This is a genomic window from Streptomyces araujoniae (assembly GCF_050871195.1).
Classification (GTDB): Bacteria; Actinomycetota; Actinomycetes; order Streptomycetales; family Streptomycetaceae; genus Streptomyces; species Streptomyces bacillaris.
Genome location: NZ_CP194070.1, coordinates 6179696 through 6192271, shown reverse-complemented (window position 1 = coordinate 6192271; position 12576 = coordinate 6179696). Strand labels below are relative to the sequence as shown.

The 12576-nt window shown below is 75.9% G+C and carries 1 protein-coding gene (running past one end of the window); it reads right to left on the bottom strand.

Annotation, left to right across the window (positions count from 1 at the left end; all coding sequences use genetic code 11):
• A protein-coding gene (locus ACQ9ZG_RS26635; protein ID WP_499281639.1) for a lonely Cys domain-containing protein crosses the window boundary here: on the bottom strand, nt 1–12576 show its start. 18693 nt of this gene lie to the left of the window's left edge; only the first 12576 of its 31269 coding nucleotides appear in the window; it begins with the start codon at nt 12574–12576; its stop codon lies off the left edge, out of view.

The window sequence follows — 12576 nt, the reverse complement described above, 5'->3', positions numbered from 1 at the left end:
GTCCGCCCGGGCGCCGGGAAGCCCGTTGAGGCGCATCAGCTGCGCGGGGGGCAGGTCGGCACGGTTGCGGAGGCGCACCGCCTCGCTCCTGCCCAGCTCCGGCCGCCCGGCCGCGTCGCGCAGCGCCGAGGACAGTGCGCCGAAGAAGCCGTTGCCCCGCCCGGACGGGGTGCCCTGGGTGTACGTGGCTCCGTCGGGGGCGGTGAGGACTCCGTCGCGGTCCAGGCTGTGGCGGGGGCCGGTGGCGTCGGCGGGCGGCAGCCAGGGCGGGGTCGTGTGGGTGCGGCGGGCGGGCGGCTTCGGGGTGGCCTCCGTGGTGCCGGGGGCCGGGGACGTACCGGTCGTGGCGGCGGCGGTCGTGCCCGTCGTCCCGGTGGTGGTGCCCGTCGTCCCGGTGGTCGTGCCCGTCGTGCCCTCGCCTGTCGTCCCGGAAGTCGTCTCCGTCGTCCCGGTGGCCGGCGGGGCGGGCAGCGCGGTGGTGACCGGCGGGGTGGCGCCGGGGGTGAGGGCGGCGGAGAAGAAGCCGTCGGCGGCGAACAGCACCGGGCCGGACGCCGGGTCGGCCGTCGCCGGGTCGGCACCGTGCGGGAGGAACGTCTGCGGCCGCCCCTCGCCCGTGACGACGGTCACCGGGGCGCCCAGGACCCGGGCCGCGAGCGCGGGCAGCAGGTCGGCGCCTCCGTGGTCGCCCGCCCGGCGCACGGGCGGGGCCGCGGACCCGTCGGCCGGGGAGCCGTCGGCCGGATCCGCCACGGGCTCGGGCGCGAACGGGCGGGACAGGGCCGCCATCGCCAGCGCCACCCGCTGCTCGGGGCTGGGCCAGACGGTCTGCGGAAGCCGCCCGAACGCGTCGAACTCGCTCTGCTGAGCATCCGTCAGATCAATGTCCGCGAAGTCCAGTTCGGCCTGGGTGAAGGTGTCCGCCACATCCAGGGCCAGACCGTCCAGCAGGTCCTCGTTGCCGTTGTCGCCCAAGGCCCAGGCGAGCCGGTTGCGCGCGGCCTCGACGGCCTCGGCGGTGACCGCCGGGTCGCCGGGGGCGGCGGTGAACCGGTCGGCGAGGTCCGGGCCCAGCAGGCGGGGCAGCTGCCCCCCGTCCTGGGCAGTGGCGAGCAGTGAGTGGAAGAACGAGGCCCCGTCGTGCGGGACTTCGTGCACCCGGTGCACCGTACGGCCGTCCGGCGAGGTGAGGGTGCGCGGGTCGGTGCCGGTGGCGTCGGTCACCTTGTACGGCTCCGGGGCCTCGGAGCGCCAGTCCGGCGTCGTGTACGTCTGCGGCGCGTCCTTCACCGGGACCGAGGTCGAGCCCTGGTGGTGGGCGGTGAGGCGGGCGGCGGCGAGGTGGAGGCGGTGGTGCTCCTTGGCCGCGGTGTCCAGGTTGCCCTGGCGGCGGCGCACCTCGTCGCGGGCCGCCTGCCAGGCGGTGACGGCCGGAGACTCGGCGAGGGGCCGGGGCAGGACCGTCGCCCGGCCGTCGTCGCCGAGCGCGGTGCGCTGGTCGTCGCTCAGGTCGAGCCAGGCCTCCCGGGCCTTGGCGCGGACGTCGTAGTAGCTCTTCTCGGCGGCGGCGAGGTCGGCCGCCGCCTTGGCCTGGTCGTCCCAGGCCGTGCGGGCCTCCTCGGGGAAGGTGGTTTCGTCGAGGAGGCCGTGGTCGCGGGCGATGTCCTCGCGCAGCCACACCAGCGCCGTGGTCTCGGCCTCGACGGCGCGCGGGCCGCGCCGGGGCTTGCCGAGCGCCTGCATCGGGCGGGAGTCGGTGACCCGGTGGTCGACCTCGGCCACCGACAGCCAGCTGACGGGAACCGCGAAGAGCATGCTGCGGTCGGTGACGACCTTGACGTGGGTGCCGAGGGTGGTGTCGGTGGCGCCCTTGAGCGCGGTGGAGTCGTTGGCTCCACCGATCGGCGCCGAGACCCCGGGATTGATCACGCCCGCGTTGCTGGTGCCCGCCAGGGGCGACGTACCGACCGCGCCCTCGGTGTTGTCGGCGATGCCCGCCTCCAGCGCGTCACCGGTCTTGCGCCGCTGCATGGCCTCCATGCGCGGCTTGTTCTCCACGGCGAGCAGCCGGGCGCCGGTGCGGTGCATCTTGGCGAAGAGGCGGGAGTCGGCGGTGTGGGACTGGCCGAGCAGGCGGGCGGAGGACTGGGCGGGCAGCGGGGAGCCGTCGGGGCCCAGCGCCTCGCGGAAGCCCGCCGTCAGGCCGACCTGGGAGGTGGCCTCCTGCTGGGCCTGGGCAGGGGCGGTGCCGAGCGCGGTGAGCGGGGTGTGCCGGGCCATCCGTACGCGTTCGGTGAGCGTGGCGCCCGTGTGGCGCTTGCCGAGGTCCGCGTCGCCCGGGAAGCCGTCGGCCCGTGCGGTGGCGAGGGTGAGGGCGTCCCGCACGTTGCCGGAGCCGACGATGTCCACGGCGAGGATGCCGGAGCCGATCGCGTCGTCGAAGGTCAGGATGTCCGGGTCGGTCGCGCCGGTCTCCCCGTCCGTGGTCCGCCACCGGGCGACGGCCTCCGGGCGGGCCTGATCAGCAGTCAGGATCCTTACTGTGTGCGGGGGTTCGGGTACATCCTGCTCGGTGAGCGCGCCGTCCTTCCCGTCGCCCTCCGGGGTGAGGAGGCTGGCCGGGAGGATCTCGTTGAGGCTGCCGACGGGGGCCGTGACGGCGGGGTCGAGCGGACGGCCGGACGCGTCCTCCAGGGTGGCCGTCAGGATGTACGTGGTAACGATCTCGGCGTGCGCCTGGGTGGTGGCGATGTTCGGCATCGAGGTGCTGCCCGTCGCCTCGGTCACGTTGCCGGACCGCTGCTTGGCCGCGGTGCCCTGGAGGGACGGGTTGGCCGCCAGGGGCCCGTCACCCGGTGAGCGCTGGCTCGCGCTGAGCGTCACGTCGCCGCCCCGGTCCTGGGTCCGGCCGCCGACGTCGTCGCGTGCGGTGGTGCGGTAGTCCTCCAGCTCGTAACCGGTGCGCAGCCGCTCCACGGTGGTGGTGACCGGCGTCAGGGTCAGCCTCAGCTGCCCGGGACTCCCGCCGACCGGCAGGCGGTGCGGGCTGGACCAGGTGCGGTAGCGGACCGGCAGGGTCATCCCGTCGGTGGTCAGCTCGTGCACATGGGAGCGGAGGAAGTCCGGGGAGAGGCGCTGGAGGACCTGCTCCCGGTCGTGCGAGGGCACGCCCCTCCGCTCCAGCTGCCCCGTCAGCTGCTGGGCCGCGCGGCTCGCGTCCAGCTGCCCGCTGGGGTGGGAGGGGAAGTGGCGGCGGCTCAGGAACGGGGGCAGCCGGTAGCGGCCGCCGAGGTTGTCCGGGGTCGTGTTCCCGAGCCCGTCGGGGGCGAGCCCGGCCTCGATGGCGTCCTGCATCGGCAGGTGGAACATCACCGCGTCGCGGATGCGCTGGAGGGCGGCCGCGGCCCGGCGCGGGGCGAGGGCGCGCCCGAACCCCTCGGAGATCCGCCCGGCGGCGGAGCTGATCCCGGTCCCGGCCCGGGTGCCGACCGCCCCCATCGCGGCGGTCCAGCGGTCCCGTACGGCCACGGTCTCGGCGGCGTCCGCGACCACCAGGTACATCCGGCCGGCGTAGCTGAGGGTGGTGTTGCGGCCGCGGGTGAGGGTCTGCGAGACGCTGCGGCCCTTGCCCCAGGCGTACTGGAGGGCGGTGGCGTACGAACCGGCCACGGCGGGACCGCCGGGGGCCTGCTGCAACGGCATGTCGGCGCCCTGGAGGCCGAGGGTGGTCCGGGATCCCTTGCTGGAGGTGCCCGCGACGCGGTGTTCGTTGCCGATGGTGGCTTCGAGGCTGCCCGGCTTGGGGTCGCTCTTCACCCGCAGGTTGCCGAGTTCGCCCCGGACCGCCGCCTTGAGGTAGTGGGTCGAGAAGGGGCCCGCTCCGGTGAGTCCGGTGATGCGGGAGCCGAACGGGCCGAGGTACTGGCCCAGTTGACCGGCGATGCCGAGGTCCGCCATGGCCCGGCGCAGGGCGGTGCGGATCGGGGTGCCGGGCGCGCTGACGTGCCAGGAGGAGCCGGTCGCGCGGTCGGCGGTGTCCTGGACGAGCCGCTGGCGCTGCTCGCCGCCCTCGGTGCTGAGCACCACGTGCGGGGCGCTGAGCAGCTTGTTCACGAGGTTGCGGTCGGACACGGTGGTCCGGGGCAGCGGCCGGATGCCGTCCAGGAGTTGGTCCGCCTCGGTGGCGGAGAGCGGGGTCGGGGCCGGGGCGGGTGCCGGGGTCGGGCCGGTGGCCGGGGTGTCGGCGGGGCTGTGGCGCGGGGAGCCGTGGGCCGCGGGGACGGCCAGCTCCACCCGGCCGACGGTCTCGGTGCCCCGGGCGAAGAGGGGGCGCTCCTCGACCTTGCTGACGAAGACGCCCGCGCCCAGCAGCCCCACCGAGACCAGCCGGGTCCAGCCGCGCGGGCGGCGGTGGCCTTCGAAGGTGGCGCCCAACTCGACCTGGTAGCTGTAGAGATCGGCGCCGTTCTGGAAGGTCAGCTGGTCGTGGGCGACCGCCACGGTGTTCTTGGTGGCCTTGCCGAAGGTCCTGGCGTGGCGCGCGCCGACGGCGACGTTGCCCGTCTGGCGGGGCAGCCCGCTGGTGGGCTCCTTGGCGTGGTCGCGGGGCGAGATGCCGACCTCGGCGCCGCCGGAGAGCGTGGTCGACTCCTGCTGCCCCTGGCCGGAGATCTCGGTGCCGATGACGGCGTTGCGCAGCGACCGTTCGCTCAGGGTGGTCTCGAACTGCCGGTCGGTGAGGCGGGCGCGCAGGACGAGCGTGTAGTGGCCCCGGCGCACCTTGCCGTCCTCGGTGAGGGTGACCGGCACCCCGGTGGTGGTCAGGTCGTCCAGGCTCTGCGCGAGGGTCGGCCGGTTCAGCGCCTCCCGCACCTGGCGGTCGTTGTGCAGGGCGGTGCGCATCCGCCCGTCCCCGTACCAGAGCTTGGCCAGATGCGGGTGACGGATCATCAGGGGCGGGACGAAGAGCGAGGGGTAGGCGCGGTGGAGCGTGTCCAGGACCGTGTCGGTGAAGGCCTTCAGCGGGTCCTGGGGGGTGGGGGCGGGCGCCGGAGCGGGCGTGACGGCCGTCGCGGGAGCGGGTGCGGGCGTGGGCGTGGGCGTGACGGCCGTCGCGGGCGCCGGGGCGGTCGTGGCGGTGGCCGGGGCGGTCGGCGGTACGGGCGCCGGCGCCGGGGTGGCGGCCGGGGCCGGGGTCGTGGCGGGCGGGGCGGGACGCCGGTCCGGGACGAAGCCCTCGGCGCGGACCTGGCCGCCCAGGTGGACCGGGTCCTCCCGGGTGAGGTACCACGGCACCGGCGGCTCGGCGTCCGCGTTCGGCCCGGTGGCACCCGGCGTACGGCTGTCCCAGCCCGCGAGCCGGCGCGCGTCCTGGGTGGAGATCCAGTCGAGGCTGACCACCCGGACCGGCCGGGCCGCGGAGGCGGGCTCTCCGGCGCCCCGCACCATCAGGGTGCGCTCCACCCGGTAGAGCGCCACCGGGTGGTTGCGGACGCGGCCGGTGACCTTGCGGGCGGCGTCGGTGCCGAGGTTGTGCCCCCGGCCCGCGCTGAGGTCCGCGCGGACCATGGGGCCGCCCTGGATGCGCACATCGGTCTCGGGGCCGATGACGGTGGAGTTGGGCCCGGCGGTGACCTGCACCCCGAGGCGGGTGTCGCGGGTGTGGGCGCGCTGGTTCTGGTACGTGGTCTGGGTGAGGTCGCGCACCTCGGCCGTGACCGACTCGGTGACCAGGGTGGCCCGGTGCGGGACGGACCGCTCGACGACCAGGTGGCCCAGCGGGTGCTGACCGGCACCCCGGGTCAGCTCGGGTCCGCTGACCGGTCCGGAGAACCGGCCGAAGAGCCCGAGCAGCCGCCCCGGCCGGACGTAGGAGACCAGCGTGCGGTGGGCCGAACTGCCGGGCCTGGCACCGGAGATGGCGAGCGCCACGTCCTCCGGCGGGTCCGTCAGGTGGAGCGCGGTCGTGTCGGTGATCCGCGGCTCGGCGCCGTCCGGGAAGGTCAGGGTCCGAGGGGCCCTCTCGGGGCCCTTGAAGGGCACGGTCAGCTCGTCGGGCAGCCGCCAGCTCAGCCCGTCGCGCAGGGCGAATTCCGCGGAGTGCACCTCGGTGCGCTGCCAGCGGGGTGCCGTGGCGGGCGGGGTGCCCGGGGTGGGCGCGGCCGGTCCGGGGGGCTTCGGGGCTTCGGTGACCCGCTCCACGCGCACCCGGTAGTGGACGTCGTCCAGGTGCAGGTGGGAGCCGTCGACGGACCGGTACTCGCTCTGGTGGTACGCCTGGGTGCCCTGGGTGTAGTCGGTCTTCCGCGTCCAGCCCAGCGAGACGCCGATCTTCAGCATCCAGTTGAGCGGCGGGCCCATGCCGATCGCCAGGGCGATCCTGCGGCCGGTGCCGACGCTGCGCCCGCCGCCGTATCCGCTCTGGCCGCGCCGCATGGTGTCCACCCGGACGGTGGCCCCGCCGACGTCGGAGAAGCGTTCCCAGCGGTGGTACGGAACGGCCTCGACGATCAGCTCGTGGCCGACCCCGGACTTCTCCCGGCCCACGAAGCGGGCCCCGCGCGGGGCGGTGAACGCGCCGGGCTGGTCCTTCAGCAGCCGCTCCACCTCCGCCCGGTCGAACTGGGTGCCGAGCTTCGCCGGCAGCTGGTCGAAGACCTGCTGGGCCACCTGCTCGGGCGAGCGCAGGGTGAGGACGCCGACGCCGTTGAGCAGCCCGGTCCGCGGATCGGCGGTGCCCCGGCGGCCGGGTCCGGGACCGGTGCCGCCGTCGTCCGGGTCGGCGTCGGGGCTGATCAGGACGGCGGGCAGCCGGCTGCCGTCGTCGAAGGTGACGGTCCGCGGGGCGGGGCCCGGCGGGCGGGCGTCGTCGCCGGTGAGCAGCCGGGCCGGACGGTGCCGGTCGAGCTGGGTCTCCAGGGGGACGGGGTCGCCCCGGTCCGGTGCGGGCGGGGCCGTGGTGTCCAGGTCGGTGACGCCGCCCATGCTCCGCAGCCACTCACCGAACACGTCCGAGCCGGCCGGGTCCGGGGTCGCCGGAGCGGTCGGCGGCGGGACGGGGGCCGGGGTGGGCGTGGGCGTGGTCGTCGGGGTGGGCAGGGCGGCGGCCGGGACCAGGGCGTCGTAGTGGTCGGAGCCGTCGTAGGCCAGGTGCAGCACCCCGCCGTCACCGCCCGGGTTGAGCGGGGAGATGACGGTGTCCCCGGGCGACGTGGGGTCCGGTCCGACGAGCCGCAGCTCGACGCCGAGGGTGTGGGCCAGGGTGAGCGGCAGGACGTCGGCGAAGGGCGAGGACGACAGGTCCCGTTCCCCGGCCGCCTCGACGACCAGCCCTCCGGTGCCGATCCGCCGGGCGTCGGCGGGCGTGGGCGCCACCTCCGCGAGCCGGGGGTAGCCGCTCTCCCGGAGGATGCGCCGCCACCGCCGTCCGTCCCCGTCGGTGACGACCTCCTGCGCGATGCGGTCCCAGCGCCGCCCGATGTGCTCCCGCGCCTCCGGGTGCGAGACACCGGCCAGGGCGGTCGTCCGCAGGTCGTCGACGACGGCGAGCACCGGGTCCGGCATGGCCTCGGCGGCCGGGCCGAGCAGTTCGGAGCCGGTCAGCCGGTCGCGGAGCAGGCTGCGGAGTCCGGCGACGTTCCGCGCGGCCCAGGCGGGCGGCACGGTGGTGGCGCGCGCGGTGTCGAGCAGCGCCCGGAAGAGGTGGTCCCCGTCGGCCCGGGCGGGCAGCCTGCGGAAGGGGACGCCGGCCACGTCGACGGTGTCGGAGAAGGCCGGCGCCGTGCTGTCGTCGCTGAACAGGTCCACGTCCTCGGCGACGCTCTCCGGCCGGTCCGCCGGGGCGGGCCCGGGACGGTCCAGACGGCGGGCCAGCTCGGCGGAGTCCTCGGGGCCCAGGTCCAGTTGAGAGACGGGGAGCGGGGCGTCGGAGAGCGACCAGGCGACCTGCGCGGACCGGGCGTAGGCGAGGCCGGACACGTCGGACCGTGAGACCGGGGTGTCCGGGGCGAGGGAGGGCGGCGGGGCGGGCGGGGGCGGCAGCAGGCTGTCGAGGGTGGTGTCGGGCGTGGCACCGGACCGGTGCGCGGCGGCCGCCTCCAGGAACGCGGTGTACTGCTCCGGGGTGGGGCCGGTGGCCGGGTCGACGGCCGTGGTGTCGCCGTTGGCCGCGTTCCAGTCCGCGACCATGCGGTCGAGCAGCTCCGGCGTCATCCGGCCGTCGCCGTACCGGGCCGCGGTCCCCGGGTCGCGCCAGCGCACCCCGTCCACGTGGGCGAGGGCGGCCAGCGCCTCCCGGTTGCCGGGCAGTTGTTCGGCGTCCGGGCCGAGCGCCTCCCGGAGCGTACGGACCTGCTGGAGGGTGCGGGCCCGGGCGAACGCGTCGGCCGGGTCGGGACCGGTGTGGAGTCCGGCGTCGCGCGCCAGGTCGTCCAGGGCGGAGCCGGAGGGCTCGGGGGTGAACAGCCGCCACCGGCCGGGCCCGCCCGGGCCGTCGCCGAGCACCGCCCGTACGTTGCCGTCGCGGTCCTTCGCGGTGCCCGCCTCGGTGGTCGGCGCGTACACCGGGCGCCCCGTCCGGTTCGCCACGTGCTGGGCGACCGGCAGTCCCGCGATCCTCGGCTGCTGCCCGGTCTCGCAGGAGAACAGCACCAGCGGCCGGTCCTGGTCCCCGTCCTGCGCCCAGGACTTGAGCACCTCACCGAGCTGCACACCGCTGACCTCGACGGTGGGATGCGCGGCGTCGTCCGTCCCGAGGGTGACGGTACGGGGCGTGCCGTGGCCCACGAAGTAGTCGGCACCGCGCTCGGTGCCGGAGCCGGGGAGCGGGGCCGGCGCGCCGGTGAAGACCGTACGGGGAGGGGGCGGGGTCCCGTCGGCCCCCGGGGTCCCGTCCGAGGTGGTGCGTACGCCCCGGAAGGTGTCCTGGCCGAGCAGCGACCGGCGACCGGCGCTCCGCACCGTACCGTCCTCGGCCGGGCTCTGCGAGATGGTCACCGTCCGTACGGCGGACCCGGGTTGCGGTGTGACCGCCGTACTCGCCACGAGGCGCCGCAGCTCGGAGAAGGGGACCCTCTTCCCGCCGAGTGTGGTGACGGAGGGCCCGGCGGTGGGGGACGGGACGGTCCCGCCACGGGTGGCCGGGGTGGTGGAGGTGGTGACGAGGGCGCCCGGGGTGGTCCCGGTCTCCGGGCCGGTGCGGCCGGGAGTGCCGCCCGTCTCCGGGCCGGTGCCGCCCTCCCGCCCGGTCTCCAGGTGCACCTCGGTGGCGGCCTCGCTCCAGGGCCGGGCGTCGGCGGCCAGTTTGGAGACGGCGGGGCCTTCGGCGGTGACCGTGGAGGCGGTGACGACCGGCGGCTTCACGTCGGGGGCGGGCTCCCGGCCGGAGGGGCTCACCGGGGGCTTCACGTCCGAGGACGGCTCGGGACCCGCCGTGGACATGACGGGCGGCTTCACGTCGGCGCCGGGCTCCCGACCGGACGGCGACGGCGACTTGACGTCCGACGGCGACTCGGGACCCGACTCGGGCGTCACCGGAGGCTTGACGTCCGACCGCGGCTCCGGACCCGAATCCGAGGTGACCGGCGGCTTCACGTCGGCACCGGACTCACGACCCGATGCCGTGGCCGGGAAGCCGGTGTCCGTGGGGAGGTCCGAGCTGGTGGTGACCACCATCGGCCGGGAGCCCGGGGCCTCCTCGGGGCCGGTGGTGGTCCCGGTGGCGTCGGCCGGCCGGGAATCCGCGCCGGGCCCGTCGACGGCGCCCTGGTCCGTCGGGCCCGGCTCGCCGGCCTTCGCCGCGGGCGACTCGGCATCGTCCTGACCGCGCTCGGCGGGGCCGGGGTTCTCCGGCCTCCCCTCACCGGACGGCTGCTGTACGGAACCGGGGGTGCCGACCGGTCCGCCGGGCGTACCGGGACGCGGTGCCGGTGACGTGCTGGAGTTCGGTGCGCCGGAGGTCGGCGTCGTGGCGTTCGGCGTGGCCGAGGCCGGTCCGCCGGTCGTGGTGGCGGGAGCGGCGGTCGTGGCACCCGGCGGCGGAGACGCCGCCATGACCGGCGGTACGCCCAGGGCGTCGGCGAGCGGCAGCAGCACGTTCGCTCCGGGGAACGCCGTGTCCACCGGCGCGTCCGGGCCCCCCGCGAACTCCGGTCCGGTGAGCGGGCGGACCTGCACCGGGGCGCCGGGGCCCTCGCGGGTCAGCTCGACGGCACCGCGTTCGGGCAGCGCCGCGTCGCCCCCGGCCGGCGGGCCGAGCACCACGGCCCGGTCCACCCCGGCGCCGTCCAGCAGCGCGGCGGCCTCCGGCGATCCTTCGGCCGCGGGGGGCAGGTTGTCGGCGACGATGACGGTCAGGGGCGCGTCGGTGCCGGTGCCGGGCGAGGCCACCGGCCCCGTACCGTCACGGACCTCCGGGCCGTCGCCGCCCGCCTCGCGCCCGCCGGAGGTGCTGCCCTCGCCGGTGGTGTCGCGCGCTTGCGGTCCCTGGCCGGAACCGGGGGTGTCCCGCGCCCCGTCGCCCGGGCCGGTCGTGACGCCCTCGCCGGGGGCCGTACCCGGACGGTCCGTCCCGGACGGTCCGCCCGGACGGTCGACGGTGTCCGCGCCGCCGGGGGCCGAGCCCGTGGGCGTACCGGGTCCGGGGAGCGGCGCAGGCGTGCCCTCCCCCGTACCCGGCGGGTTCACGGTCACCGGTGCGCCGAGGCTCTCCAGCACCCGGCGCACCTCGTCGGCGTCGATCAGGGCGGCGGGCCCGTTGCCGGTGGGGACCACCCGTATCTCGGGCAGCTGGGACAGGTTGCCGTGCAGGCCGTCGCGTACGCCGATCTCGGCCGGTCCCGGGGGCTGTTCGCCGCGCAGGGCCGCGAGGTCGCGCAGCGCCTGGTCGCGTACCTCGGGCGGCCCCTGGTGGACCTGCTGCCACAGCGCGTTCTCGGCGGCGGTCACCGGCAGCGTGCCCGGGGTGTATGCGGGCGGGTCGACCGGGACGTACGCCGGGGGGTCCTGCGGGCTGTAGGGCGGCGGGCTCTCCGCCACGACGGGCCGCGGGGAGGAGCCGGTGAACTCGTCGAGCCCGGTGGGGCGGGGTGCCCCCGGGCCGTCGCCGTCGAAGCCGCCGCCGGAGGACTCCGTACGCGGCGGGCCGTCGCCGGAGCGGCCGGAGCCGTCGCCGTCGCCGGTCCGCGCGGGGGTGTCGGTGGCCGCGCCGCCGGAGATGGTGGGCGGCTGGTTGCGCAGGTTCTCGATGGCGGTGCGGAGCTCGTTGCCGGTGTTGAGCGCGATGTCGGCGAGCCCGCCCTCGACCTTGCTGCTGACACCGGCGCCGACGAACGTGGTCCAGTTCGAGGAGAAGTCGCCCTCGAAGGCGCCCTTGATCAGGATCTCGCCGACCGTCTCGCCGCCGCCGGCCGCGGCGAAGTCGAGGACGCCCTTCAGTCCGTAGTGCCCGGCCAGCGCGCCGGGGCGGTCGGCGTTGTTCTCCAGCAGGCGGTAGTTGCGCCACAGGTCCGGGTTGGAGCGCCAGACGGCCGGGTCGTAGCGGAAGGTGAACGGCCGGTCGCGGAGGAACGCGGGCAGGTCGCTGTCCACGTCGGGGCGGGGGCGGGGGCGGTCCTGGGGGCCGCCGCCGGGCACCGGGTCCGGCTCGGGGCCGGGCTTCGGCCGCGGTTCCGGTCCGGCGGACGGGTCAGGGCCCGGCTTCGGTCCCGGGGTGGGCTCCGGGGTCGGCTTCGGCTCGGGGGTCGGCTTCGGCTTCGGCTCGGGGGTGGGCGTGTCCGGGCCCGGCTTGGGGTTCGGGCTCGGGTTCGGGTTCGGGGTGTCGAACTTCAGGTCGGGGCCGGGTCCCGGCCGGTCCTTGAAGGGGGGTCCGTCCTTCAGGAAGTTCATGTCGTAGCTCTTCACGATGTTCTTCGCCCAGTTCTCGAAGACGCTGGTGAAGAACCCGGCCGCCGCGCCGAACGCGGCCGCCTTGCCGATGTCGCCCCAGTCGATGCTGTCCGGACGGCGGCCCTCGGGGGCGAAGTTCATCATGGCCAGCCGGACGGCGAAGGTGGTGAACGCCTCGGCCAGCGCCTCGCTGAGGGACGGCATCAGATGGAGCCGCTTCATCAGGTGGCTGAACAGGGTGAGGAGCACGAACCGGCTGCGCAGCTTCGCCATCAGGATCTGGCTGGCGGAGGCGCCGCCGGTGAAGAAGGACAGCGCGAGGTAGATGGCGATCTCGATGAGCAGCCGGACGATCTCGGCGATGACCTGCCACTTGGACTCCATGACGTCCATGCCGGTCTTGCGGCGGCCCGCGCCGATCTGGTCGAGCTGCTTGGTGAACTCCAGGAGGTAGTTCTTGCCCTGGTCGTCGATGAGCGTGCCCATCGCCTGCTTGTAGGAGACGGCCAGTTCGTCCGGCATCGCCTGGGCGATGTCGTGGACCGACTTCTCGATCAGCGCGGAGAGCTGCTCGATCTTGCGGGCCATGCCGGTGAAGTTGTACTGGCTCTGGTCGGCCAGGTCCTCGTCGATCGTGGTGAGGAACTCCCCGGTCAACGCGAAGATCATCGCGTTGATCTCCGGCGTGGGCAT